The following is a 23,929-nucleotide window of genomic DNA, read 5'->3' on the forward strand; positions in this document are numbered from 1 at the left end:
GATGTCGAGTCCACTCGGCCACGGGCCGAACCGGCCGACCACCCGCGTCAGACCATATGCCCTGACCTCCGGGCGTACCGAACCCGCGGTCGACCTACCGCTCGAAGCGGTTATCGAAACCCTGTCGTACACTGCGCATCTCGATTGGCCAGCGGGCGATCTGCGCACCGAGATCCTACGGCTGGGCACGAACCGACTGTCGGTCGCCGAGATCGCCGCCCACCTGGATCGACCGCTCGGCATGGTCCGGGTCATGGTCGGTGACCTCGTCGTCGACGGCGCGCTGCGCGTGCATTCGACCCTGAACGACGAGGCAAGCTTCGATGAGCGCCGTTCCCTTATGGAAAGGACTTTGCGTGGACTCCGTGCCCTATAGGCAAGGCGGAAATTACGGGCAGCCCGGCAACTCCGGATCCGCCGAGACCGACACGCGCGTCGCCTCGACCAAGATCGTGGTCGCGGGCGGCTTCGGCGCGGGAAAGACGACCTTCGTCGGCGCGGTATCGGAGATCGTCCCACTACGCACCGAGGCCATGGTGACCCGCTTTTCCGACGGCATCGACGATCTCGCCGATACTCCGGATAAGGCAACCACCACGGTCGCTATGGATTTCGGCCGCATCATCCTGCCGGGCGACCTGGTGCTGTACCTATTCGGTACGCCCGGCCAGCGCCGCTTCTGGTTCATGTGGGACGACCTGATCCGCGGCGCCATCGGCGCGGTGGTGCTCATCGACACCCGACGGCTCGAGGACAGCTTCGCCGCCGTCGACTTCTTCGAGGCGCGCAATCTGCCGTTCCTGATCGCGGTCAACCGGTTCCCGGGCGCACCCCGCTTCCCGATCGCCGAACTGCGCGAGGCGCTTTCGGTGCGCGAGGGGGTGCCCATCGTGGATATCGACGCGCGCAATGCCATGGAGGTCCGCCAGGCGCTTGCGGCCGTTACCGAGTACGCGATCGCCCAACTGAAGGCGCTCGAACTGGAAGGAACCGCCCGACATGCATGACGTCCGGTTGTTCGCTGCGGCGAACGGCGGCGCGGCGGTGGACCAGTTCTCGATGGGGTACTGGGTCGCCGGACTCTCCCTCGGCGTTTCGGTGCTCGGCGCCGTGGTCGGGCTGGCATGCGTGCTCCACGCGGCGCGTTCATCCCGGTTCCGGTTGGTGTGGGTGACCTCGGCCGCGGTGGCGATCGGCGGCGTGGGCGCGTGGCTGTCGACCTCGGTCGCGCTGCTCGGCCTCGATATTTCGGGTACCGCCGCGCGCTTCGACGGCGGCCGGATGATCGCGGCCATGGTGACGTCGTTCGTCGCGGTATTCGTCGCGCTGATCATCATCGGCCGCCGACCGCAACTGGCCCGGCTCTTCCCGGGTGGGCTGGTCATGGGATTCGGCATCAGTCTGACCCTGTATCTGGAGCTCGGGTCCCTCCGCATCCAGGGTTCGGTCGAGATCTCGCCATGGCTCACGGCGGTCGCGGTGGCGGTCGCGCTGATCACCGGTGTCGGCACGCTGTGGTCGTTCCAGGCGCTGCACGGCCTGCTCGCGCGGGCGGCCACGGTGCTGCTGTTCGCCGTCGGCATCGCGGGCATGTATTACGCCGGTATCGCGGCCCTGGATCTGACCGTCGACACCACCGCGAAGGCGCCGGACGGACTCACGCTGTTCGAATTCGTTTTCCCGATGTTCGTCATCGGATTGCTCGCCCTGGCTGTCCCGATCAGCGCGGTGCTCATCGCACCCGACCGGCGCGAAACCGCGGCCGCGCTCGAGGCCAAGCGCCAGTCCGAGCTCCGGGCCAGCCGGTCCGACCTCCAGTCGGCGCGCTGAACCGACTGGAGCCCTGGTCAACCACCGGGCGCGGGCGAGTTCGGCGGGTTCGGCGATGCCGCCGATTTGTGCCGATGATGCCCCCTACAGTTACCGATATGCGTCTCGGTCTCGACTATGCAGCGGGCCGTCCCGGCGGTGCGGCCATCCGAGCGGCCGGTTTCGATTTTGTCATGCGCTACCTCGCTGAGGGCGGTCCGCCCCTGCCCCGCAAACAGTCGACCCCAGCCGAGGCCGATGATCTGCGGACGAACGGCATCTCCATCGTGTCGAACCGGGAGACGACCGCGACCAGGATGCTGGACGGCTATGACGCCGGAATCGTCGATGCGCGTGCGGGTTCGGCGCAGGTGCTGCGCTGCGCAGTCGTCCCGATCGGCCGATCAACTTCTGCGCGGATTTCGATTCGACACCGCGGGATCAACTGGCGATCAATGCCTATCTCGCAGGTGCGGCGACCGTACTCGGCCCCACGAATGTGGGTAGCTACGGCGGTTTCTGGTCGATCAGCCGAGCGTTGGACACGAGCGTCGCGACCTGGTCGTGGCAGACCGCTGCCTGGTCGGGTACCAATGTGGAGACCAGCCGCAATATCCATCAGACCTTGCGGCAGGTAGTCGTCAACGGCGTCTCGGTGATGTAAACGAGGCAGAGACAATAGATTTCGGCCAGTGGGACTTCGTATGGGAGGAACCGGACGTGATGCCCGAACAAGATGCAGTGCTGCGCGATATCCAGATCCAGCTGCGCGGTCCGGGGCTGTCCGGTTGGCCGCAGCTCGGCACCGATGCGGAGGGCCGCTATCTCACCCTGGTGGATGGCGTGGCCGCGGTGCTGCAGCGGATCAAGGAGTTGGAGGACGAATCGGCCGAATTGCGTACGCAAGTAGGCGAATTGCGCACGGAAATCAGCGAACTCGAAGCCACCACCGCAGAGCTGGCCGAGGAGGTCAAGCGATTGGACGGGCCGCATCTGCCGTGGCCGCTCTCACTGATCGAGGGTCCGGCCGACTTCGTGGGTGAGCAACTGGCCCGGCTCGAGTCGCTATTGGCGGAATTGCCAGGTCTGCCCGGTAGCCGGGAAGTGGGGAAATCACCAGAGGGGTCAGAATTTTGGCGATGAGCGGGTTCTCGGAGATCTGGTGAACCGGATTCCGAGAACCCGCCCTCTTGGATGAGAGTACCGGCGCAGGAGCACGAAATCATCACTGCGCCAGGACTTTTACGACCACGAAAAACCAACTCCCAGTATGCAATCGACCGGAGAGCTACCACATCGCAATCGAGTACCCGGAAAATTTCCATGTGGCACGCATCATTCGAGTAGCTATTAGTTTGCCGCACTCTCGAGTGGTTCCGATCCAAGACCTCGCGAGAGCGTCAACAGCCATTTCGGCCGATCGACCATCGCCCCCGCCCCATGCCAGCAGCGCGCGAGTTATCGTGGGCTTGCACAGAGCGGTTCGCTCGAAGGAGTTCGCATGGCCGTGAACATGGTGCTCGGAGGAATTCGAGAACAAGTCCCTGAGGGAAATCCTCTCCGCCCCGCCGTCGCGCTGGCCGGCCTCACCCCCGCGCACGATCAGCAGCAGCTGGAGGCCCTGAAGCTCGAGACCGTCGCCGACCTCGGCAACAACAAGTTCTTCCAGCGCTGAAGTATCTACCGCGCCTGCGGCGCGGCGTGTTCACGGCCCCCTGCTGTCTCGCGTCCGACCCTTTCGAGCGACCTGCAAGCAGTCGCTAGCGGCGCCGTCGAGACATACGACTGCGTCGTATGCGCTGCGACAACTCGGTTGTGTTCGATAGCCGCGCCTGCGGCGCGGACGCGAGACGGGCCGCGAACGTCGCTCGTAAGACTCGCTCCGTGGTGGTTACCTGAGCTCAAAGTCCCCGTGGATCAACAAGTCCGCGTTTGACCGCCTGCACCAGACGACGCGGCACCTTGTGTACGACCCCACCGACACTGACCGGCATCAGGTCCGGTGGGGTCGCCTTCCACTGCGAGCGGCGGCTGCGGGTATTCGACCGCGACAACCTACGCTTGGGCACCGCCATGTCAGCCCTCCCCTCGTGAGGGCTGGGACGCGACCCGCGCTCGCTTGCCGTATTTGCGCTCGAACTTCTCCACCCGGCCCTGGGTATCCAGCACGCGGTGCGCGCCGGTCCAGAATGGGTGCGAATCGGAGGTGACATCCACGACCAGCAGCGGGTAGGTATTGCCGTCTGCCCACTCGACGGTGCGTGCGCTGGTGGCGGTGGATCGGGTCAGGAACCGCTTTCCGGTGCTCGAATCCTCGAACACCACCGGGTGGTAGTCCGGATGTATGTCGCTCTTCATTTCGCTTCTCCTCTCGGGCTTTTCGCCTGGCCATCGATCGGCAGGCCGGTGGATTCGCCGGTCTCGCAGGGGTCGGCATGCCATTCGCCGAACGGGTCCGCCCACTGCGCGACCCGCTCCGGTGCGCGTTCCACCAGGCGCAGTTCGTCGTCCTCGACCAGCGCCCAGTGCAGGGCCTGACGAATCTCGGCCGGGTCCGCGTCATGGGCGAGGATGGCCAGCGAAATATCGCGGTCGCCGAACTGCTCGTCCCAGCGCAGCGCGGCCATGGCCCGACGCGTGGGGTCGGCCTGTTCCCATTCGCTCGGGCTCATGGCGGCCAGCCACGGCCCCGCGCTGCCGACGCGCAATCCGCCGCCCGCCGATTCCAGCCACACCACCTCGTTCGGCTGGGTGGCCAGCCACATCCGCCCGCGGGCGGTCACCACTCCGTCGAAGAGCACGTCGAGGGCCTCATGCAGGCGGGCCGGATGGAACGGGCGGCTCGCGGCGAATTCGATGAGGGCAACACCGTATTCGGCGCCGAGCGGCGGCTGGCCGCGCAATAGCGGCGCGTGGGCATCGAAGACGCGGCCGCGCCGCGAATGGGCCGGGATGCGCGCGAGCAATGCCTCGACATCGGCCGAGTCGAGCAGATCGATATCGTCGATCCAGGCCACCGGCGCCTCGGGCACGAGCCGGGAAAGCACAGCGCCGAGTCGCGCACGATCGTTGGGGTCGCCGGTATGACCGTGTGCCACAACGGCATCCGCGAAGTCGACCTGGCCGACCGCCACCTGAGCCACGGTCCGGTCGTCGTCGGCGGTCGCCAGTCCGCGCTCGGCCAGGGTGTCCTCGCCGGTGGCATCGGCCAACCACGTTCGCGCGTCCACACAGGTGAGTACGGCCTCGACCCGCACATCGCGGCCGGCCGGCCCGTCGACGCGACCGATCACGCCGGTGACGGCGATATTTTCGATCGCCTGGCATACCGCTTCCGCCTCGAAGGCCGGATCCAGTTCCAGCACAATGCGATCCACCGAATCACGGGCGGCGAGCCTGCACAGCAGCGGCAGCAGATCGATGCGCAGGGTGCACGAGACGCAGCCGTGTGCCAATTCGAGCACAGTGCAGCTCTCCTGCTCGCCGATGCGCACCGTGCGATGCACGATGCCCTCGCCGAGTCCGCTCAGGTCGTGGCGGATGGTGACGGTGCCCGGCCTCTCGCGCAGCGCGGCGGCCAGTCGAGCCACACCCGCCGCGGCCGCTCCCGAACATCCGGCGGCCACCACGACGGGCGTTCTCCGGTCGGACTGCCTCCCGGGCGGGAGTAGGGCGGGTTCCACGAGCGCCCCCTTTCGGTATCCAATTCGGTATGAGCGGAGGCCCTACCTGGTTACGCAGGCTGCCTCCTCCGGACCCGATCCACTCATACCGGAAACGATTTTCATTTGCTGTCACGCAACGGTACATTGTCGAGCAGCCGTTGTCGAAAATGATTATCAAAAACAGGAAGGAGTCCGCATGTCGGCCCACTGCCAGGTCACCGGGCGCAAGCCGGGATTCGGCAAGTCCGTATCGCACTCGCACAAGCGGACGAGCCGGCGCTGGAATCCCAATATCCAGCGCAAGACCTATTACCTGCCCAGCGAGGACCGCCGCATCACGCTGCATGTCTGCGCAAAGGGCATCAAGACCATCGACCGGGACGGGATCGAGGCCGTGGTGGCGCGCATCCGCGCGAGCGAAGCGAAGCGGTCCACGAAACACAGCCGGGCCCGCGGCAACAAGATCTGACGGGAGCACCATGGCCTCGAAATCGGCCGAGATCCGGCCGATCATCAAGCTGAAATCCACTGCGGGAACGGGATATACCTACGTCACGCGGAAGAACCGGCGCAACGACCCGGACCGGATGGTGTTGCGCAAATACGATCCGGTGGTGCACAGGCACGTCGACTTCCGCGAGGAGCGCTGATGGCCAAGAAGTCGAAGATCGCCCGCAATGAGCAGCGCACGGAGATCGTCGCCCGCCATGCTGCACGGCGTGCGGAACTCAAGGAGATGATCCGCAAACCGACCACATCCGAGGAAGACCGCGCCGCGGCACAGTCGGCGCTACAGCGGCTGCCCCGCGATGCCAGTCCGGTACGATTACGTAATCGGGACGCTGCGGACGGACGACCGCGCGGTCATCTCCGGAAGTTCGGACTCTCCCGCGTACGTGTGCGCGAGATGGCCCATCGGGGTGAACTCCCCGGTGTGCACAAATCGAGCTGGTAGACAACCACTGATCTCGAGAAGGAAACCCGTCATATGGCAGTCAAGCGAGCACCCTCGAAGAAGGTTCGCGCCGAGCAGGCCCGCCGCCCGAAGAAGAACCCACTGATCGCGGCGGGCGTCGAGACGGTCGATTACAAGGACGTCAATTTGCTGCGCACCTTCATCTCCGACCGTGGCAAGATCCGCAGCCGACGGGTCACCGGGCTCACCCCGCAGCAGCAGCGCCAGGTCGCCGTCGCGGTGAAGAACGCCCGCGAGATGGCACTTTTGCCGTTCACCAGCCGGTAGAAACCGACGTACCAGGGCCCCGCAGCCGAATCCATATCGGCTGCGGGGCCCTTTGCTGTTGGACGACTATCCGAGCGTCACGACACGGCAGCGGTGCATATCACGGGATGGTGAGCACCTGGCCAGGGTTGATGAGGTCCGGGTTGTCGATTCCGCTGGCGTCGGCGATCTCCTGGTAGCGGTTGCCGTCGCCGTAGAAGCGTTCGGCGACAGCCCACAGGGTGTCGCCCGGCTCGACCGTGTAGGTCTGCGCGGCCGGCGGCGGCGGAACCTCTTCGGCGGCGGGTTCGGCGACCTGTTCGGCAACCGGCTCGGGCTCCGGTGCGGGCAGCGGGTTGTCGGTATGGGTGTCCGAAGCCCACAGCGCGCTGCCGTCCGTGCCGTACAGCACCACATTGCGGTCGGCCTGCACGGTCAGCCGGTCCGCCTCCCGGCCGTTGGTCTCGGAGGCCCAAGCAGCACCCTCACTCTTGTAGAGCACGAAGTTGCCATCCTCTTGCAGGACTGCCCGCTCGACACCTTGATCGTGAGTCAAGGTGGACCACACGACATTTCCATCCGGTTCCGACAGCACCAGATTGCCATCGGCCTGCAGAGTCAGGGTGTACGCACCGCCGACCAGAGACTGGCCGAGCCTGAGTTCTTCACCAACGCGCAGCGTGTCGCCCACGTTCTTCCTTTCACCTGTTTACTGTGCCAAGCATTCGACTCGATGCGCGCCGCGAACCTTTGGCGTGCATCGGCCCCGAGGTTACTGTGCGAGCAAGCGGTGCGCAGGTATTACGCGCGGGCTTAGCCAAAAGTTCACTATGTGGGCTTCATCGCTCTATCATCTTGCCGCACAAACTGAGGCGTCCGCTCTCCTGGTTTGCTGGCCCGTCACGTCTTGCTGCATCGGCGCGTCGATTAGGGTGGTCGGCATGTATCGGATGTCGCGCGTTCGGCCCGCCGCAGTCGTCGTCGCATTGTTCGTCGGCCTTGCCGTCACGGCCTGCGGTGGCTCCGATAACGATGGGACACAAGGGAAAACGACGACAACCAGTGCGGCGAAGAGTACGCCCACCGAAGGGTCGCCCGCCGACGCGGGCCGGGCATTCGTCGCCGATCCGACAATCGTTGGCGCGCATCCGATTCCGTTCACGTCCTGGTCACGGGTGGCCGATGATCGGATCGCCGTCAATTTCGAGACCGGATCACCGGAGTGCTACGGCGTGGATGCCAGCGTGACCGAGACCGATTCGACGGTCACCGTGGAACTCCGATCGGGTACCCGCGCCGATGCCGTCGGCCGAATGTGCACCATGATCGCGGTTTTCGGCACCCTCGAGGTGCCACTGAAGGCGCCGCTCGGCAGCCGACAGGTCCTCAGCGCGGTCTAGAGTTCGGCGATCGCTTCCGAGCGGGCGGCGAACTCGACATAGGTTTCGGGTTTGGTTGGGCCTCAGGGCTTTTGCGCCTCGGTAAGCATGTGTGAGCCGGCCGCGAGAACTACCGCGGCGTCGCGCAGCCCGTCCAGGATGTACACCACTCACGCATATGCGCCGAGCACGAACCCGACCCCGCCGGGTGTCCAGCTCTGCACCAACGGAACCGTCAGCGGTGCGGCCTGTTTGCACGAGTCAACATACCGGCCACGCTACGAAAGCTGCCCTGCGCCGCCCCGCAGTTCGCCGAGGCGAGGCGTCTGATGTGCAGAACGGGCGGGAGCCGATGGCGCCCGCCCGTCGCAGCGGCAACTCAGTGCGCGAAGTGGCGAGAGCCCGTGAGGTACAGGGTGACTCCCGCCTCGCGGGCCAGGTCGATGGTGTCCTGGTCGCGGACCGAACCGCCGGGCTGCACAATTGCCCGGACACCGGCCTGGATGAGCTGCTGCGGACCGTCGGAGAACGGGAAGAACGCATCCGATGCGGCGACCGACCCCTTGGCGCGGTCGCCGGCGCGCTGCACCGCAAGACCGACCGCGTCGACCCGGTTGACCTGGCCCATGCCGACGCCGACCGAGGCACCGTCGTTGGCGAGCAGAATCGCGTTGGACTTCACGGAACGGCAGGCGCGCCAAGCGAATTCGAGATCGGCGAGGGTTTCCGCATCGGCCGCCGCACCGGCGACCAGGGTCCAGTTCTCCGGGTTGTCGCCCGGAGCGTCGAGGATATCGCGGCTCTGCAGCAGTGCGCCGCCGCTGATCGGGCGCAGCTCCGCACCGGCGCGGCGCGGCGGCTCGGCGACCAGGATGCGCACATTCTTCTTGCGCTGCAAAACCTCGACGGCGCCATCGGCATAGGACGGCGCGACGATCACCTCGGTGAAGATCTCGGCGACCTGCTCGGCCATCTCCACGGTGATCTCGCCATTGGCCGCGATCACGCCGCCGTAGGCGCTCACCGGATCGCATGCGTGCGCCTTGCGATGCGCCTCGGCGAGGTCCGCGCCGACAGCGATACCACAGGGGTTGGCGTGCTTGATGATCGCGACCGCCGGTGCCGAATGGTCGTAGGCGGCGCGCCAGGCAGCATCGGCATCGGTGTAGTTGTTGTACGACATTTCCTTGCCGTGCAACTGCTTCGCCTGCGCCAGACCCCGGCTGCCGTCATGGGTGTACAACGCGGCGGTCTGATGCGGGTTCTCGCCGTAGCGCAGCACCGAGGCGCGTTCCCAGGAGCCGCCGATCCAATTCGGGAACTGCTGCGCGGCAGCCTCATTCGGCTCGGTGGCCGGGGCGAGCACGCTGGTCATCCAGCTCGCGACCGCGACGTCATAGCTTGCGGTGTGCTGAAATGCCTTGGCCGCCAACGCAGTCCGCTCGGCTAGAGTGAAGCCACCACCGCGCACGGCGGCGAGCACATCGTCGTAGTCGCCGCTGTCGACGACCACCGCGACCGACGGATGGTTCTTGGCGGCGGCGCGCACCATGGACGGACCGCCGATATCGATCTGCTCGACGCATTCGTCATTGCTCGCACCGCTGGCCACAGTCTGGGTGAACGGGTACAGATTCACCACCACGAGCTGGAATGCCTCAACGCCGAGTTCGACCAGCTGGTCGACGTGTTCGGCCTTGCGGGTATCGGCGAGGATGCCCGCGTGCACCCGCGGGTGCAGGGTCTTCACCCGGCCGTCCAGGGTCTCCGGGAATCCGGTCAGATCCTCGACCTTGGTCACCGGAATGCCCGCGTCGGCGATCTTGCCCGCGGTCGATCCGGTGGAGACCAGTTCGACACCGGCGGCGTTCAGCCCGGTCGCGAGCTCGACGAGCCCCGTCTTGTCGTAGACGCTGATCAGCGCCCTGCGAATCCCCTTACGATCACTCACCGAAGTACCCGCTCATCTGGAATTACTGCCTTTCGTCCGTCGGAGACAATGCCTCTGGTGGCGACGGCGGCGACAACCTCCGCCAGCAACCGTCGCTCGACAACCTTGATGCGTTCGTGCAGCGTGGCCTCGTCGTCATCGTCGAGCACCGACACCGCCTCCTGCGCCAGGATCGGTCCGGTATCGATGCCGGAATCGACCAAGTGCACGGTCGAACCGGTGACCTTCACCCCGTAGGCGAGCGCGTCGCGGACCCCGTGCGCGCCGGGAAATGCGGGCAGCAGCGCGGGGTGGGTATTGATGATCCGGCCGCCGTAGCGAGCCAAGAAGACGGGGCCGAGGATCTTCATGAATCCGGCCGAGACCACCAGATCGGGTTCGTAGGCGGCGACCGCATCGGTCAGCGCGACATCCCAAGCAGCGCGGTCGGGGAAGTCCTTCACCGCCATCCGGAAGGATGGAATCCCCGCGGCGGCCGCATGTTCGGTGGCCTGGCAGACGCGGTCGACCCCGACGGCGACGACGGTCGCCGGATACTCCGAAACGGCGGCGGCCTCGATGAGGGCGCGCAGCAGTGAACCGGTGCCAGAGGCCAGTACGACGACGGTTGCCGGGACCGCCGTTGGCACCCATGGGGCATTGGGGGACGCCTGGGGGATGGCAACCGACGAAGCCGGCGGGGTGGGCAAGCGCCGGGGGACGGCAGCCGACGGAGTCGGCGGGGTGGGCAAACTCAGCGGTCTACTCCTGCGGTTCGGTCGAGTGGCGGCGGCGGTACGACGCCGCCAGGTAGAGCCTAACGACCGTCCACCCGGTCACTTTCCAGCAGGTCCGCCTCGACCACTTCGGCATCGACGATGTCGAGGACGGTATCGCTGCCCGGGGCGCCCGAGGTGGCGATGGCGGTCTGCTCCTCGACCAGTTCGCCGTCGAGTTCCACCTCGAAGTGGGGACCGCCGTAGTCCTCGTATTCGTCGTCGTATTCGTCGTAGTGATCGTCCTCGTAGTGAGCGTCGTCATGATCACTGTCGTCGTCATGATCACTGTCGTCGTCATAATCGTCGTCGTAATCGCCGTACTCGTCGTCGTACCCGGTCACCGGCACGCCGATCGGAACGACGAACCAGCGCGCGAACATCAGACCGGCATATCCGGCTACGGCCAACCAGCCGAAGGTCACCACCGCGAAGATCGGCAGGTCGAAACCGAACTGTCCGAACGTCCCGAGCTCACCGCCGGCGACCGCACCGACCATCATCAACACCACGGTCGCCAGCCCGGCCGAGGTCAGCGTTGCCCACGGGGCGGCCGCCCGGTCGTGGGAAGTCCGTCCGATATCGAGTCCACCGAGCACGCCCACCGCGGCCGGAATCAGTAGCAGCACCGGCCACCAGCCCGACGCGGGTCCGGTCGGCACCGCCGCCATGAGCGGAATGGCCGGAATCGGGCCACCGACAACGGAAAACAGTCCGATCGACGCATCCCCGAACTGCGCGCCGGTGCCGACGAGCACACCGACCGTCGCGACCACCACATTCGGCAGATACGCCACCGAGAGCAGGATCAGCCCGAGCACACCCGCCGCATTGCCCGCGGCATGAAAGGTGTCACCGATGCGCGACCAGTGCATGAGGAAGGACACGATGACGACCACGGTGGCGCAGACCAGCAGTCGCACCACCGTCCGACCCGCGCCGAACGTGCCCGCGATCGCCCAGTCCGGCAATCGCAGCAGCATGAGAAGCCGACGCCGGTGCCGGCTCGCGATGCCACCGACTGCGGCGACCACATGCACGCCGCCGACCCAGGCGAAGGCAGCGAGCGTATTCGGCGGCTGCAATGCGATGACACTGGAGGCGTCCTCGGCGACCGCCAGACAGACCGCCGTAACCAGTAGCGGTCCGGCCAGCGCCGCGCCGACGAGCCAGCCGAGATCTGCGCGCGAACTGTCCGGTTCGACCGCGTGGGCACAATCCCGGCCGGTCAGCCAGACCAGCAGTCCGGTGGGCAGCAGCGGTAAGAGTTCGAGTGAGGTTTTGCCGATCACCAGCGGAACCTGATGTGCGGCAAGCCAACCCGCGGCGATCGCACCCGAGGTACCGGCCAAGCCGCTGCCCGAGGACAACAGCGCGGCGAGCATGAGAACGATGACGGCGACGAGCGCATAGGTCGTCGGCCTGGCGGCGACCAGGAGCAGCACGCGAGCGTGCTCAGGGGTCAGCGACAGAAATCCGGCCTCGTCGAAACCGTCCGCGGATGCGCGTGGCGACGTCGATCGGTCGCTGCGCGCCGAGCGTTCCAGCCCGCCGCGGGACTCGGCGGCCCGGCGCACAAGAGAGGATCTCGAGGAGCTCATGGACATTGAGCGTGGCAGCTCCCCCGGCGCGAGCGGGTCAGGCGCGCCGACCCGGTCTGGGGTGCGCAGGGAGAGCCGACGAACTACTTGTTCTCGTCCGACGGACGGAATACCTGCGTGGCGTCCGAGGACGGGTCCGAACCGGTTCCACCGCCGAACGGCTGGTTCTGCTGCCCCTGGCCGAAACCCGGTGTGCCGTACTGCTGTCCGGACTGCGGGGTCCCGAAGTGCTGGGTGGCACCCTCATCCGGGCGCGGCTGCGCGGCAGGCGAAGCACCGTAAGGCGAACCCTGCTGTGCCGCACCGTATCCGGGCTGCTGACCATAGGCGGGCGGCTGCTGGCCGTAGGACGGCTGCTGACCATAGGGTGGCTGCTGGCCCTGACCGTAGATCGGCTGGCTCGGCTGGCTCTGACCGTAGGGCTGCTGCGACTGATACTGCGGAGCGCCCTGGCCGAACTGTCCCGGCTGGCCCTGGCCGAACTGTCCCGGCTGCCCCTGGCCGAACTGACCCGGCTGGCCCTGACCGAACTGACCAGGCTGCCCCTGGCCGAACGCTCCCTGCTGACCGTAGCCGCCGGCGCCGAAACCGCTCGGCGGGGCCTGCGGGGTGGCGGGCTTGGGCGCGGGCGGAGTCAGGATGCCGGCGTCGAACAGCGTCGCGGCGACTGCGATGGCCGTCTGCACGAACGCCAGGAATAGCAGCACGTAAGCGCCCCACTTCAACTCGACGTCCAGATCGTCGGGCGTGGTGAAGGACAGGAACAGCGTGCCGAGGAAGCCGGCGGCCGATGCCGCGGCCGCGGCGCCGGTCCAATTCTGCTTGGGCAGCAACGAAAGTCCGGCGAGCAGGCCGCCGAGCAGCAGGATCGCCAGCAGTCCTGCCCCGCCGAAGTACTGGAAGAGGCTGATCGTGTCGTTACCTTCGACCGTGACGCCGCGACCCAGATCCCGCGGCTTCTGGCCGAAGAACGGGAGGAAGCCGAGCAGGAAGTTGATCACACCGAGCGCGGCGACGCCGACCACCAGGAAGTAAGGCAGGCCCTTGGCGCTGGACTCGGTGCCGGTACCAGCCGATTGGCCGGAGCTGGCAGGTGCAGGCGGCGTCGCGGGTGCGTTGTACCCGGAGCCCCCGGTCGGGTATGACATGGTCGTCGTCTCCTAGGTCGAGTCGGACGTCTGGACGGCTGGATCTCTCCCTGACGCTACTGCACTCGCTGGCCCAGGTCACCCTTAAGCAACCGGCCTGGCGCCGGAAAAACCTCGTCTACGCTGGTCCTGCGCGATCTGCGCGGACCGATAACAATTCTGCGCTACCGCCCCTGATGGGAACGTGAATCGCCACGTTGTGACCGGAGCTCACCATCGAGCACGGCGGGTAGCATGTCCTCGGCTAGGGCCAGCGGGGCCAGTTCGACGAAGGCGACCGGGCGGCCGGAGTTGGCGGCGGCGCGGGTGGGTTCGGCTGTGAGGCGGGATCTGCCGCTGCCCGCGGCGCTGACCAGAGTGGCCGCGACGGCAACGACTCGACGAACGTGGCGGCGCCCCTGCCGACTGAAACTCCAACGGCGCCAAGCATTTCAAAAGGACACAGGTCTTTTTCAGGGCGGTGTCCTGGCGGGTTGGGCGTGCCAAGCTGTCAGGCGATGCTGACCTACACCCAAGCCGTTGTGATCGGCGCATTGCAAGGCAAAACCGAACTGTTCCCGATTTCCAGCCTGGGTCATTCCGTTTTGGTGCCTGCATGGCTGGGTGGGTCCTGGAGCGATCTGGTCACCCAGGGCGATTCCGATTCCGGCACATCGTATCTCGCCTTTGTGGTCGGACTACATGTGGCGACCGCGATCGCACTGCTGGTGTTCTATAGGCGCGACTGGGTCGAGATCGTGGTCGGCCTACTCACCACATTGCATACCCGGCGGATCGAGACCTCCGCCCAGCGCCTGGCTTGGCTGGTGCTGCTGGCGACCGTGCCGGTCGGTGTGTTCGGTATCGCTTCGGTAGTCCACTTCTTCTGAATATGACGAAGGCCGCCACCCCGATCGGGCCGGCGGCCTTCGCGTAGTCCGCGAATCAGGCGGTGACGCTTGCCTTCTCCAGGATCTCCCGCGCCAGCGCGGCGGTCTCGGACGGCGTCTTGCCGACCTTCACACCGGCGGCCTCGAGCGCATCCTTCTTCGCCTGGGCGGTACCGGCCGAACCGGACACGATAGCGCCCGCGTGGCCCATGGTCTTGCCCTCGGGAGCGGTGAAGCCCGCGACGTAACCGACGACCGGCTTGGTGACATTGGCCTTGATGTAGGCCGCGGCCCGCTCCTCGGCGTCGCCACCGATCTCACCGATCATCACGATCAGCTTGGTCTCAGGATCCTTCTCGAACGCCTCGATGGCGTCGATGTGGGTGGTCCCGATGACCGGGTCGCCGCCGATGCCGATGGCGGTGGAGAAACCGAAGTCACGCAGCTCGTACATCATCTGGTAGGTCAGGGTGCCGGACTTCGACACCAGGCCGACCGGGCCCTTGCCGGTGATGTTGGCCGGGGTGATGCCGACCAGCGCCTCGCCGGGGGTGATGATGCCGGGGCAGTTCGGGCCGATGATCCGGGTCTTGTTGCCCTTCTCCACGTTGTAGGCCCACGCGTAGGCGGTGTCCTGCACCGGAATGCCCTCGGTGATGACCACGAGCAGCGGGATCTCCGCGTCGATGGCCTCGATGATGGCGTCCTTCGAGAACTTCGGCGGCACGAACGCGATGGACACATCGGCGCCGGTCGCCTTGATGGCCTCTTCGACGGTGCCGAAGACCGGCAGCTCGATCGCGTTGCCGTCCTTGTCGGTGTGCGCGACGGTGCTGCCCGCCTTGCGCGCGTTGACGCCGCCAACGACCTGGGTGCCGGCCTTGAGCATCAGCGCGGTGTGCTTGGTGCCCTCGCCGCCGGTGATGCCCTGGACGATGACCTTGGAATCCTTGTTGAGGAAGATAGACATTTCCGGTTTCCTTACTTGGCCGCTGCCAGTTCGGCGGCCTTGTCGGCGCCTTCGTCCATTGTCTGCGCGAGCGTGATCAGCGGATGCGCGGCATCGACGAGAATCTTGCGCCCCTCGTCCACCTTGTTGCCGTCGAGCCGGACAATCAGCGGCTTGTTCGCCTCGGCGCCAAGAATTTCCAGTGCCTTCACGATGCCGTTGGCGACCGCGTCACAGGCGGTGATACCACCGAAAACATTGACGAACACGCTCTTGACCTGGGCATCACCCAGGATGACATCGAGGCCGGCGGCCATGACTTCGGCCGAGGCGCCACCACCGATGTCGAGGAAGTTGGCGGGCTTGACGCCGCCGTGGTTCTCGCCCGCGTAGGCGACCACGTCGAGGGTGGACATCACCAGACCCGCGCCATTGCCGATAATGCCGACCTCACCGTCGAGCTTGACGTAGTTGAGGTCGTTCTCCTTGGCCTTGAGCTCCAGCGGATCGGTCGCGTCCTTGTCCGCGAAGGCCTCGTGGTCCGGGTGCCGGAATTCGGCGTTCTCGTCCAGGGTGACCTTGCCGTCGAGCGCGAGGATCTCGTTGTCGGGGGTGCGGACCAGCGGGTTGACCTCCACCAGGGTGGCGTCCTCGCCGATGAACACCTCCCAGAGCTTCTGGATGGTCACGGCCGCGGCGTCCAGCACGTCGGCGGGGAGGTGGCCCTGCTCGGCGATCGAGCGGGCGAATGCGAGGTCGACACCCTTGACGGCGTCGACGGGCACCTTGGCGAGGCGCTCGGGCTTGGTCGCGGCGACCTCTTCGATCTCCATGCCACCTTCGACCGAGCACATGGCCAGGTAGGTGCGGTTGGAGCGGTCGAGCAGGAAGGAGATGTAGTACTCCTCCGCGATGTCCTTGGCTTCGGCGACCAGGATCTTCTTGGTGATGTGGCCCTTGATATCCAGGCCGATGATGTTCTGCGCGTGTGTGAACGCGTCGTCCGCGGTGGCGGCGAACTTGACACCACCGGCCTTGCCGCGGCCACCGGCCTTCACCTGGGCCTTGATCATCACCGGCTTGCCGATTTCCGCCGCGATGGCGCGGGCGTCCTCGGCCGTGTCCGTGACGCGGCCCTCGGACGAAGGCACTCCGTGCTTAACGAAGAGCTCCTTCGCCTGATATTCGAAGAGATCCATGTATTCACCGTCTCGTCTGCGTTGTGATAACAACGTCTTTGTTGGCGGCCCGACGTCGGAGCGGGTCGGGTCGGACTTTAACCAGTCACATGGAGGGCCCGAGCGGCCACGTTCATCCTAAGTGGCGCAGGTCACGAGGTGCCGCCCAGGGCGGGAAAACGCCTGGCCAAGACTACTCGCCAGTAGGTTGACGGCGGCGCGCCAGGTAGAGACGCCGAACCGGTCGACCGACGGCCTTTCGCTACGGTTCGCCGCCGCTCGGACTCACGCGCATGCCCCGATCGCAGTGAGATATTCCGGTGCGTTACCGTGATCAATCTCACATGTTCGGATTGATCGCACGTAGCGCTTGCGGATCCCGCAATCGTTTCGTTACCGTCATTGCGGTCGATGTCACAGCACGGTCACGACTAGGAGGACGGCAAGCTTGACCCAGCACAGCACTCCGCAGACGGAGAGCCGTCCCTTAACAACACCTCTGATCAGGCAGTTCGATACCGTGATCTCTCGTTCGATGATGTGGCACCAACGATGAACCATCGCTCGACCTTCGCAACCGAAAATCGCGCTCATTCCGGACATCGTTACCGGTCCGATGATGATGACGAAAGCTTCGGTGGACACTCCGACGCCGCGGTAGACCCGTTCGGGACCCCGTCGCAGCATGCCGGTGGTCACAGATATGCCGACCCCGCCGCGGCGGAGGGATACGAACACGGCGACAGCGCATGGGGCGCGGACGATTCGTGGGCGCAGTCCGATTCCGCTTGGGGACAGTCGCAGGCCGATTCGTCGTCGCAAGATGATTCGTGGGGACAGTCACAGTCTTGGACCCAAGCTGATTCCTGGTCCGATGGCGGTGCTTGGGCGTCTGACGATCCGTGGACTTCCAAGGGTGACGGTTCCTGGCACGCCAACTCCGAAGCGTCTTGGACGCCGGCGGCGGACGGATCCTACGACGGCGATGGGTCTTGGGACGACGACTCCGCTTGGGAGCCCGCGGATCCGGAAGCTCCGGCCGCTCCCACGGTGCTTCCGGCCCGCCGGACGAATCGCGGTAATGGCGGCGCGCATCGGATGCCCGCGCCCCCCGCCTCACTCAAGGGCCGCGCCGCGGTCGTCGCCGTGGCCGCGGGTGCGGTGGTCGCCGCCGGACAGGCCGCCTTCGCCGCACCCGAACAGCCTTCGCAGGCCGTCGATTACGAGGCCGCCGGACAGATTCACGAAATCGCGGCACAGTCGGTCAGCGTGGCCGACCCGAATACTTCGCCGGATTCGCCACAGGTGCTCAATGTTTCGGCACCGACCAATCTCGGTCAGTTCGGCGACATGCTGCAAAAGGGTCAGAAGTTCGCCGAAGATATGGCGGCGCAGGAGGCCGCGAAACTCCGCCCGCTGTTCACCAAATTCGCCGCGGGCAATTTCACCTCCGGATTCGGTGCCCGCTGGGGCGTACAGCATCTCGGCATCGACATCGCGGGCCCGATCGGCACTCCGATCTACGCCGTCGCCGACGCCACCGTGATCGAAGCCGGTCCGGCATCTGGTTTCGGCATGTGGGTGCGACTGCTGCACGACGACGGCACGGTCACCATCTACGGCCACATCGACACCGCCACAGTCTCGGCGGGTCAGCGCGTTATGGCCGGTGATCAGATCGCCACCATCGGCAACCGTGGTTTCTCCACCGGCCCGCACTGCCATTTCGAGGTGTGGTTGAACGGGGTCGACAAGGTCGATCCGCTGCCCTGGTTGGCGACACGCGGCATCAGCCTGGGTCCACAGCGCGACTGATTTGCCCTTCGAGGCGGAAGTTCGTCGGCGCAGGATGCATGCCAGCGTTACGACGCACGCCAGGGGCACGGCGGCACTCTGGAATACGAAGTAACCAGAACTACGGCGTGAGCGCGGATTACGGCCGGGCAGCGGCGGCTGGCACGGATTCGAGCTGAGGGCACACTGCGCTCGACGGCCGTCCCGACTAGGGCGCGGCGGCGATCGCCAGACCGAGCAGGCTCACCACCTTGACCACCTCCAAGCCCACATACCAATAGTGAGCGTGCGAGCGCGGCAGCTCCGCACCGGCGAGCACCCGATCCGAGCGGCGAGTCAGCAGCGGCCGAACCACAAGGATTTGGACGGCCAGGGTCGCGGCGGCGACGCCGAGCCAGATCCGAACGGCACCGCTGGGCGCGACGACCAGAGTCGCCACGATCAACAGGGTGGCAACAACGGCTTCCACGATATTCAGCGCCCGGAATACCAGCCGTCCGATACCGAGGCCGAGCGGCACGGTGATCCCCGGCGCCCGGAACTTCAGCGGCGTTTCCAGGAACGAGATGGCCAGCACCATGCCGAGCCACAGCATCGGAAGCAACCACAGCAGATATTGCGCGACCGTCTCCATGCCGCGCACGCTACCGACCGCACTGTCGACAGATCAGGGTCAAAGGCCCCTATCAGAGTTTGACCAGGGTTCGGCTGTACTGCGGGATGAGCCGGATCTTGCCCGCGGTGCCGAAGTCGATGGTGACGGTGGCCAGCGGCCCGAAGCCTTCGGCGGCTACTACGCGGCCGAGGCCGTACTTGTCGTCGCTGACTCGATCGCCAACAGCCAGTACGAGATTGGCATTATTGCGGGTTGCGCCGCCGGGGGCGGGGCGGCGCGGCGCGCGATCGCTGACGCCCGGCCGCTGCTGATTCCAGCCGTCGCGGGTCCAGTCGTGTTCCAGGCCGTCGTCGCCGCCGCGGCGACGGCTGCCGCGGGTCAGCGGCGAACCCTTCGGCTCCAACCGCTGCCAATCGACGAGGTGAGCCGGAATCTCTTGCAGGAATCGGGATTCCGGATTCGAGACCGGCTGCCCCCAGCCGGAACGCACCACCGCACGGGTGACGTAGAGCCGTTGCCGCGCCCGGGTTATGCCGACATAGGCGAGGCGGCGTTCCTCGGCCAGCTCGGTCGGATCGCCGAGTGCGCGCATATGCGGGAACTGTCCGTCCTCCCAGCCGGTCACGAAGACCACCGGGAATTCCAGGCCCTTCGCGGTATGCAGCGTCATCATGGTGACCACGCCGGTGCCCTCCGCGGGCAGCTGATCGCTATCGGCCACCAGCGAGACGCGTTCCAGGAAGGCGGCGAGCGAGCCCGGGTCGGGTTCGCCCTCGGCCACCTCCGGCACCAGCCCCTCGGCCCTGGCGGCCTCGGCATTGTTGTATGCCTCGGAGCTGAATTCCCGTGCGACGCTGACCAATTCGTTCAAGTTGTCGAGTCGGGCACCGTCCTGCGGATCGTCGGATCCCTCCAACTCGGCCCGGTAGCCGGTGCGGTCGAGTACCGCTTCGACCATATTGCCGAGGTCGGGGAAGTCCTGATCCGCTTGCGCGCCGGCCGCCCGCACCTCTTCGAGCAGATCAAGGAAACCGGCGATCGCGCGCTGCGACCGCGTATTCAGCAGCGCCACTTTGCCATCGGCCGCATCGCGCAGCGCCCCGGCGAAACCGATGCCGCGCTGTTCGGCGTGCACCGCCACACAGGCCTCGGCCCGGTCGCCGATGCCGCGGCGCGGGGTGTTGAGGATGCGGCGCAGGCTCACCGTATCCTCCGGATTGTCGAGCACGCGCAGGTACGCGACGATATCGCGCACCTCCTTGCGCTCGTAGAAGCGCACGCCACCGACCACCTTGTACGGCAGTCCCATGCGAATGAAGATTTCTTCCAGCGCACGGGAGTTGTTGTTGGTGCGGTAGAAGACCGCGACATCGCTGTAGTTGGCATCGCCCGCGTCCACCAGCCGGTCGATCTCGCGCGCCACGAACGATGCCTCGTCGTGCTCGTTATCGGCGACGTAACCGGTGATCAGGTCGCCTTCGCCGGAGTCGGTCCACAGCCGCTTGTCCCGGCGCTTCTCATTGCGCGATATCACCGCGTTCGCGGCGGACAGGATGTTCTGAGTGGAGCGATAATTCTGCTCCAGCAGAATGGTTTCCGCATCCGGGAAGTCGCGTTCGAATTCCTCGATATTGCGGATGGTCGCGCCGCGGAAGGCGTAGATGGACTGGTCCGCATCACCAACCACGCACAGTTCGCTCGGCGGGACCGCGTCTTCGGCCTGCTCCTGCGCGTGATGTCCGACCAACTCGCGGACCAGGATGTACTGGGCGTGGTTGGTGTCCTGATACTCGTCGACCAGCACGTGCCGGAACCGGCGGCGGTAGTACTCGGCGACCTGCGGATGGTTCTGCAGCAGCGCCACCGTTTCGCCGATCAGATCGTCGAAATCGAATGCGTTCGCCGAACGCAACCGGCGCTGATATTCGGTGTACACGCGGGCGACGAGTCCGGGCAGTTCGGTCTCGTCGGTTTCGGCATCGGCGGTGGCCTGCTCCGGGCCGATGAGCTCGTTCTTCAGATTCGAGATGGCGGTGGCCAGCAACCGCGCCGAATATTTCTTGACGTCGATATCGAAGTCGCGGCTGATCATGGTGAGCAACCGCCGGGAATCATCGGCGTCGTAGATGGAGAAATTGGAATTCAGACCGGGCAGCAGCGCGGCCTGCATGCGCAGGATGCGGACGCAACTGGAGTGGAAGGTCGAGACCCACATGTTGTTCGCGCGCGGGCCGACCAGCCCGCTCACCCGCTCGCGCATTTCGGCGGCGGCCTTATTGGTGAAGGTGATGGCCAGGACCTGCCCCGGAGTCACCCCGCGGGCCGCAAGCAGATAGGCGATGCGCCTGGTGAGCACGGCGGTCTTGCCCGAACCTGCGCCCGCGACGATCAGCAGCGGCGCACCGGAGTGCACAACCGCGGCGCGCTGCTGCGGGTTGAGACCGTCCAGGAGTCGCTCAGCCTCCTCCGCGCGACGTTGCTCACGTTCGGCGCGGCGCTTTTCTTGTTCGACACGGTGCTTGTCCTCCACGACACGCCGCGACGCATCATCAGCGGCCGGATGCGGGATCCCGGCCGCGGTCGGCATGGCAGAGCCACCCATCTCCTCGGTGCGAGCAGCGTCGACTTGCGGGTTCTGGGCTGAATCCGGGTGCCGAGTCCGCCCGGCCTGCGTCTTGGGAGCCACCGTGATGTCCATCGCCCATCCACGCTACCGGCGGGCACCGACAGAGATGAAGTCCCGGTCGACATCGGTGTCCGTTCGGCGGACGGCAGCGGAACCGCCCTGGGGTCGACACGGGGCGTCCCGACATGAAAGCCTTCTCAGGAGATTCACAAAATGAAGTGTTTTGCATTGCTTCGGCCCCATGGCAGACTGGCCCGTATGACCTGCGCGATGGCCGCGAAGTATCCGATTCCGCTAACGGCCGGATATCGTGATCGCGGACTTTGTACCTGAGCGCGCCGCCTGGGGGGAGGATTGTAAGACCCGCCAGGATTATTTTGCACGGTGAAAGAACCGACCGGTAACGAGCTGCGCTCGCCTGCCGATCCAGGTTCTGACACGAGGAGATGAATGATGAGCACCCCCGCCACGACGACCGGGTCCGACTCGGCTCTGCCCCACACCGAGGCCGAGATCGATAAGCTCCGCAAGGAGATCGACCAGCTCGACGCGGAAATTCTGGCCGCCATCAAGCGCCGCAGCGAGATCTCGCGGATCATCGGTCGCACGCGCATGGCCTCCGGCGGCCCCCGCCTCGTACACAGTCGTGAGATGAAGGTGCTCGAGCGCTTCAGCGAACTCGGCCAGGAGGGCCACACCCTCGCCATGCTGCTGCTGCGTCTCGGTCGCGGCCGACTCGGCCACTAACCCTCGGCCGCCACCAGCGGCCCGATCGAACCGCGCGGCGTTCGCGAGATCGCCGCCTTCCAGACGACCGCCCCGGGTGTTTCGCACCCCGGGGCGGTCGTTTCGGTCCGCGGGTCAGGTGAGGGCGATGTACTTGGTGGACAAGTACTCCTCGATGCCCTCGATACCGCCTTCGCGGCCGAAGCCGGAGGCCTTGACGCCGCCGAAAGGTGCTGCGGGATCGGAGATTACGCCGCGGTTGACGCCGACCATGCCGGATTCGAGGCCCTCGGCGATGCGCAGGGCGCGGTCGAGGTCGCGGGTGTAGACGTAGCTCACCAGGCCGAATTCGGTGTTGTTGGCGGCGGCGAGGCCCTCGTCCTCGGTTTCGAACCCGACGATGGGTGCGACGGGACCGAAGACCTCCTCGCGCAGGATCCGCGCATTCGCCGGTACCTCGCTGAGGATGGTCGCGGGATAGAACCAGCCGGGGCCGTCGGGTGCCTTGCCGCCGAGGAGCACCTGCGCGCCGACCGCAACCGCGTCGTCGACAAGTTCGCTGACGGTATTGAGCTGTTCCTCGTTGATCAGCGGGCCGAGCGTGGTGTCCGGATCGGTGCCTGGTCCGAGGGTCACGGTATTCGACATCGCCTCAACGAGTTTGGTGGTGAACTCTTCCAGCACACCGTTCTGCACGTGAAAGCGGTTGGCCGCGGTGCACGCCTCGCCGCCATTGCGCAGTTTGGCCAGCATCGCGCCCTGGACGGCAGCATCGATATCGGCATCGTCGAAGACCACGAACGGTGCGTTGCCACCGAGCTCCATCGAGGTGCGCAACAATCCGTTCGCCGACTTCTCCACCAGCTTCATGCCGACCTCGGTGGATCCGGTGAAGGTGAGCTTGCGCAGGCGCGGATCATCGAGCAGCGGCTGGGTGACGGCGCCGGACCGGCTGGAGGTGATCACCGAGAGCACCCCGTCCGGTAGCCCCGCCTCGCTGCACAGCTTCGCCAGCGCCAACATGGTCAGCGGGGTGGCCGATGCTGGCTTGACGATCATCGTGCAGCCTGCGGCCAGCGCGGGTCCGATCTTGCGGGTGCCCATGGCGAGCGGGAAATTCCACGGCGTAATGGCCAGACACGGCCCGACGGGCTGCTTGTGCACAATGATCCGCCCGGTGCCGGAAGGCGCGTGCAGATAACGTCCGTGCGCCCGCACCGCCTCCTCGCTGAACCAGCGGAAGAATTCAGCGCCGTAGCGCACTTCGTTGCGGCTCTCCGGCAGCGCCTTACCCATCTCCAGCGTCATCAGCAGCGCGAATTCCTCGGCGCGCGCGGTCAGTTGCTCGAAGACGCGGCGCAGGATCTCGCCGCGCTCGCGCGACGGTGTCGCCGCCCAATCGGCCTGCACCGCGACAGCCGCGTCGAGGGCGCGCACGGCATCTTCCGGCGTGGCGTCGGCGACTTCGGTCAGCACCTGCCCATCGGCGGGATTGTGCACCGGAAAGGTGCCGCCCCCGGTGGCGTCGACAGGACCGCCGATCCACAGTTGCGTCGGCACGGATTGGAGTACTTCACGTTCGGACACCATGCACCCAAGCCTAGGCCGCCCGCTCGCCCATCACCCGACTCATCGATCCGA

The 23,929-nt window shown here is 66.2% G+C and carries 25 protein-coding genes and 3 pseudogenes; 15 read left to right on the top strand and 13 right to left on the bottom strand.

Translation table 11 applies throughout. From position 1 onward, the window contains the following. The first annotated feature begins 1 nt into the window (after position 1). From AB0L63_RS02705 to AB0L63_RS02735, 7 genes and pseudogenes are all read left to right on the top strand, one after another. Complete coding sequence (locus AB0L63_RS02705) at positions 2–376, top strand: DUF742 domain-containing protein (RefSeq protein WP_364493517.1); 375 nt, start codon at positions 2–4, stop codon at positions 374–376. Continuing rightward, positions 357–1,007 carry an ATP/GTP-binding protein gene (locus AB0L63_RS02710; protein ID WP_364493519.1) on the top strand — a complete coding sequence of 217 codons (651 nt, stop codon included), beginning with the start codon at positions 357–359 and terminating at the stop codon, positions 1,005–1,007. The genes AB0L63_RS02705 and AB0L63_RS02710 overlap by 20 nt, the downstream gene beginning before the upstream one ends. Further along, on the top strand, positions 1,000–1,830 hold the full coding sequence (locus AB0L63_RS02715) for a hypothetical protein (protein ID WP_364493521.1): 831 nt from the start codon (positions 1,000–1,002) through the stop codon (positions 1,828–1,830). Before AB0L63_RS02710 ends, AB0L63_RS02715 begins: the two co-directional genes overlap by 8 nt. 98 nt (positions 1,831–1,928) lie before the next feature. Further along, positions 1,929–2,168: pseudogene (locus AB0L63_RS02720) on the top strand (glycoside hydrolase domain-containing protein); the annotation flags it as partial. Positions 2,169–2,347: 179 nt separating this feature from the next. After that, positions 2,348–2,473, top strand: coding sequence for a hypothetical protein (locus AB0L63_RS02725; RefSeq protein ID WP_364494051.1), 126 nt, complete (start codon positions 2,348–2,350; stop codon positions 2,471–2,473). Positions 2,474–2,532: 59 nt separating this feature from the next. Next, on the top strand, positions 2,533–2,952 hold the full coding sequence (locus tag AB0L63_RS02730) for a hypothetical protein (RefSeq protein ID WP_364493523.1): 420 nt from the start codon (positions 2,533–2,535) through the stop codon (positions 2,950–2,952). A gap of 358 nt (positions 2,953–3,310) precedes the next feature. Next, positions 3,311–3,484 (top strand): annotated as a pseudogene (locus tag AB0L63_RS02735) (hypothetical protein). 226 nt (positions 3,485–3,710) lie between these two features. Here AB0L63_RS02735 and rpmF read toward each other — a convergent pair. The 3 genes from rpmF to AB0L63_RS02750 are packed head-to-tail and all read right to left on the bottom strand — an operon-like array spanning position 3,711 to position 5,492. Then, positions 3,711–3,884 (bottom strand): 50S ribosomal protein L32, encoded by a 174-nt coding sequence (gene rpmF / locus AB0L63_RS02740; protein WP_364493525.1) that lies wholly within the window; start codon positions 3,882–3,884, stop codon positions 3,711–3,713. A 1-nt stretch (position 3,885) separates the two neighbouring features. Beyond that, positions 3,886–4,167, bottom strand: coding sequence for a type B 50S ribosomal protein L31 (locus AB0L63_RS02745; protein ID WP_364493527.1), 282 nt, complete (start codon positions 4,165–4,167; stop codon positions 3,886–3,888). Next, positions 4,164–5,492 carry a GTP-binding protein gene (locus AB0L63_RS02750; RefSeq protein ID WP_364493529.1) on the bottom strand — a complete coding sequence of 443 codons (1,329 nt, stop codon included), beginning with the start codon at positions 5,490–5,492 and terminating at the stop codon, positions 4,164–4,166. The genes AB0L63_RS02745 and AB0L63_RS02750 overlap by 4 nt, the downstream gene beginning before the upstream one ends. A gap of 178 nt (positions 5,493–5,670) precedes the next feature. Here AB0L63_RS02750 and rpmB point away from each other — a divergent pair, with 178 nt between their 5' ends. The 4 genes from rpmB to rpsR are packed head-to-tail and all read left to right on the top strand — an operon-like array spanning position 5,671 to position 6,717. Continuing rightward, positions 5,671–5,943 carry a 50S ribosomal protein L28 gene (gene rpmB / locus AB0L63_RS02755; RefSeq protein WP_364493531.1) on the top strand — a complete coding sequence of 91 codons (273 nt, stop codon included), beginning with the start codon at positions 5,671–5,673 and terminating at the stop codon, positions 5,941–5,943. A gap of 10 nt (positions 5,944–5,953) precedes the next feature. Continuing rightward, a complete protein-coding gene (rpmG, locus tag AB0L63_RS02760; RefSeq protein ID WP_364493533.1) occupies positions 5,954–6,124 on the top strand; it encodes a 50S ribosomal protein L33 in 171 nt (56 codons plus the stop codon). Next, the gene (gene rpsN, locus AB0L63_RS02765; RefSeq protein WP_364493535.1) at positions 6,124–6,429 is read left to right on the top strand and encodes a 30S ribosomal protein S14; all 306 of its coding nucleotides are present in this window, start codon (positions 6,124–6,126) and stop codon (positions 6,427–6,429) included. The genes rpmG and rpsN overlap by 1 nt, the downstream gene beginning before the upstream one ends. Positions 6,430–6,462: 33 nt before the next feature. Next, positions 6,463–6,717, top strand: a complete 255-nt coding sequence (gene rpsR / locus AB0L63_RS02770) for a 30S ribosomal protein S18 (protein ID WP_040695439.1) — start codon at positions 6,463–6,465, stop codon at positions 6,715–6,717. A gap of 100 nt (positions 6,718–6,817) precedes the next feature. On the opposite strand, the gene AB0L63_RS02775 is transcribed toward rpsR, so the two are convergent. Continuing rightward, complete coding sequence (locus AB0L63_RS02775) at positions 6,818–7,387, bottom strand: LysM peptidoglycan-binding domain-containing protein (protein WP_364493537.1); 570 nt, start codon at positions 7,385–7,387, stop codon at positions 6,818–6,820. Positions 7,388–7,646: 259 nt separating this feature from the next. On the opposite strand from AB0L63_RS02775, the gene AB0L63_RS02780 reads away from it, so the two are divergent. After that, entirely contained in the window at positions 7,647–8,096 is a 450-nt protein-coding gene (locus AB0L63_RS02780; RefSeq protein ID WP_364494004.1) for a hypothetical protein, read from the top strand. Between the two features lie 358 nt (positions 8,097–8,454). On the opposite strand, the gene purH is transcribed toward AB0L63_RS02780, so the two are convergent. The 4 genes from purH to AB0L63_RS02800 form a co-directional block, all read right to left on the bottom strand. Then, the gene (gene purH / locus AB0L63_RS02785; RefSeq protein ID WP_364493539.1) at positions 8,455–10,026 is read right to left on the bottom strand and encodes a bifunctional phosphoribosylaminoimidazolecarboxamide formyltransferase/IMP cyclohydrolase; all 1,572 of its coding nucleotides are present in this window, start codon (positions 10,024–10,026) and stop codon (positions 8,455–8,457) included. After that, positions 10,023–10,655 carry a phosphoribosylglycinamide formyltransferase gene (purN, locus tag AB0L63_RS02790; RefSeq protein ID WP_364493541.1) on the bottom strand — a complete coding sequence of 211 codons (633 nt, stop codon included), beginning with the start codon at positions 10,653–10,655 and terminating at the stop codon, positions 10,023–10,025. The genes purH and purN overlap by 4 nt, the downstream gene beginning before the upstream one ends. 167 nt (positions 10,656–10,822) lie before the next feature. Then, positions 10,823–12,382: a DUF6350 family protein gene (locus AB0L63_RS02795; protein ID WP_364493543.1), complete on the bottom strand. Its 1,560-nt coding sequence runs from the start codon at positions 12,380–12,382 to the stop codon at positions 10,823–10,825. A gap of 83 nt (positions 12,383–12,465) precedes the next feature. After that, positions 12,466–13,530: a DUF5336 domain-containing protein gene (locus tag AB0L63_RS02800; RefSeq protein ID WP_364493545.1), complete on the bottom strand. Its 1,065-nt coding sequence runs from the start codon at positions 13,528–13,530 to the stop codon at positions 12,466–12,468. A 497-nt stretch (positions 13,531–14,027) separates the two neighbouring features. Between AB0L63_RS02800 and AB0L63_RS02805 the strand changes: the two are divergent. Next, a pseudogene (locus tag AB0L63_RS02805) lies at positions 14,028–14,375 on the top strand (undecaprenyl-diphosphate phosphatase); the annotation flags it as partial. 79 nt (positions 14,376–14,454) lie between these two features. Here AB0L63_RS02805 and sucD read toward each other — a convergent pair. Together sucD and sucC are read right to left on the bottom strand one after the other, a co-directional pair. Continuing rightward, a complete protein-coding gene (sucD, locus tag AB0L63_RS02810) occupies positions 14,455–15,369 on the bottom strand; it encodes a succinate--CoA ligase subunit alpha (RefSeq protein ID WP_364493547.1) in 915 nt (304 codons plus the stop codon). An 11-nt stretch (positions 15,370–15,380) separates the two neighbouring features. Then, the gene (gene sucC, locus AB0L63_RS02815; protein ID WP_364493549.1) at positions 15,381–16,547 is read right to left on the bottom strand and encodes an ADP-forming succinate--CoA ligase subunit beta; all 1,167 of its coding nucleotides are present in this window, start codon (positions 16,545–16,547) and stop codon (positions 15,381–15,383) included. 531 nt (positions 16,548–17,078) lie between these two features. Between sucC and AB0L63_RS02820 the strand changes: the two genes are divergently transcribed. Then, complete coding sequence (locus tag AB0L63_RS02820) at positions 17,079–18,341, top strand: M23 family metallopeptidase (protein WP_364493551.1); 1,263 nt, start codon at positions 17,079–17,081, stop codon at positions 18,339–18,341. 187 nt (positions 18,342–18,528) lie between these two features. On the opposite strand, the gene AB0L63_RS02825 is transcribed toward AB0L63_RS02820, so the two are convergent. Together AB0L63_RS02825 and AB0L63_RS02830 are read right to left on the bottom strand one after the other, a co-directional pair. After that, the gene (locus tag AB0L63_RS02825) at positions 18,529–18,954 is read right to left on the bottom strand and encodes a hypothetical protein (protein ID WP_364493553.1); all 426 of its coding nucleotides are present in this window, start codon (positions 18,952–18,954) and stop codon (positions 18,529–18,531) included. A gap of 52 nt (positions 18,955–19,006) precedes the next feature. Then, positions 19,007–21,634 (bottom strand): UvrD-helicase domain-containing protein, encoded by a 2,628-nt coding sequence (locus AB0L63_RS02830; RefSeq protein WP_364493555.1) that lies wholly within the window; start codon positions 21,632–21,634, stop codon positions 19,007–19,009. A 381-nt stretch (positions 21,635–22,015) separates the two neighbouring features. Between AB0L63_RS02830 and AB0L63_RS02835 the strand changes: the two genes are divergently transcribed. Next, positions 22,016–22,309, top strand: coding sequence for a chorismate mutase (locus AB0L63_RS02835; RefSeq protein WP_364493557.1), 294 nt, complete (start codon positions 22,016–22,018; stop codon positions 22,307–22,309). A 114-nt stretch (positions 22,310–22,423) separates the two neighbouring features. Here the strand turns inward: AB0L63_RS02835 and AB0L63_RS02840 are convergent, their stop codons facing one another. Next, complete coding sequence (locus AB0L63_RS02840) at positions 22,424–23,878, bottom strand: NAD-dependent succinate-semialdehyde dehydrogenase (protein WP_364493559.1); 1,455 nt, start codon at positions 23,876–23,878, stop codon at positions 22,424–22,426. Positions 23,879–23,929 lie beyond the last annotated feature (51 nt).

Origin of the sequence: Nocardia sp. NPDC051990, assembly GCF_040680755.1 — a bacterium.
GTDB lineage: Bacteria > Actinomycetota > Actinomycetes > Mycobacteriales > Mycobacteriaceae > Nocardia.

Coding starts and splice junctions, on each gene's coding strand:
- rpmB (WP_364493531.1), top strand. CDS start 5,671: ATGTCGGCCCACTGCCAGGTCACCGGGCGCAAGCCGGGATTCGGCAAG.
- rpsN (WP_364493535.1), top strand. CDS start 6,124: ATGGCCAAGAAGTCGAAGATCGCCCGCAATGAGCAGCGCACGGAGATC.
- sucC (WP_364493549.1), bottom strand. CDS start 16,547: ATGGATCTCTTCGAATATCAGGCGAAGGAGCTCTTCGTTAAGCACGGA.
- AB0L63_RS02835 (WP_364493557.1), top strand. CDS start 22,016: ATGAGCACCCCCGCCACGACGACCGGGTCCGACTCGGCTCTGCCCCAC.
- AB0L63_RS02780 (WP_364494004.1), top strand. CDS start 7,647: ATGTCGCGCGTTCGGCCCGCCGCAGTCGTCGTCGCATTGTTCGTCGGC.
- AB0L63_RS02840 (WP_364493559.1), bottom strand. CDS start 23,878: ATGGTGTCCGAACGTGAAGTACTCCAATCCGTGCCGACGCAACTGTGG.
- AB0L63_RS02715 (WP_364493521.1), top strand. CDS start 1,000: ATGCATGACGTCCGGTTGTTCGCTGCGGCGAACGGCGGCGCGGCGGTG.
- AB0L63_RS02745 (WP_364493527.1), bottom strand. CDS start 4,167: ATGAAGAGCGACATACATCCGGACTACCACCCGGTGGTGTTCGAGGAT.
- AB0L63_RS02800 (WP_364493545.1), bottom strand. CDS start 13,530: ATGTCATACCCGACCGGGGGCTCCGGGTACAACGCACCCGCGACGCCG.
- AB0L63_RS02825 (WP_364493553.1), bottom strand. CDS start 18,954: ATGGAGACGGTCGCGCAATATCTGCTGTGGTTGCTTCCGATGCTGTGG.
- AB0L63_RS02795 (WP_364493543.1), bottom strand. CDS start 12,382: ATGAGCTCCTCGAGATCCTCTCTTGTGCGCCGGGCCGCCGAGTCCCGC.
- AB0L63_RS02820 (WP_364493551.1), top strand. CDS start 17,079: ATGAACCATCGCTCGACCTTCGCAACCGAAAATCGCGCTCATTCCGGA.
- AB0L63_RS02730 (WP_364493523.1), top strand. CDS start 2,533: ATGCCCGAACAAGATGCAGTGCTGCGCGATATCCAGATCCAGCTGCGC.
- rpmG (WP_364493533.1), top strand. CDS start 5,954: ATGGCCTCGAAATCGGCCGAGATCCGGCCGATCATCAAGCTGAAATCC.
- AB0L63_RS02830 (WP_364493555.1), bottom strand. CDS start 21,634: ATGGACATCACGGTGGCTCCCAAGACGCAGGCCGGGCGGACTCGGCAC.
- rpsR (WP_040695439.1), top strand. CDS start 6,463: ATGGCAGTCAAGCGAGCACCCTCGAAGAAGGTTCGCGCCGAGCAGGCC.
- sucD (WP_364493547.1), bottom strand. CDS start 15,369: ATGTCTATCTTCCTCAACAAGGATTCCAAGGTCATCGTCCAGGGCATC.
- AB0L63_RS02705 (WP_364493517.1), top strand. CDS start 2: ATGTCGAGTCCACTCGGCCACGGGCCGAACCGGCCGACCACCCGCGTC.
- rpmF (WP_364493525.1), bottom strand. CDS start 3,884: ATGGCGGTGCCCAAGCGTAGGTTGTCGCGGTCGAATACCCGCAGCCGC.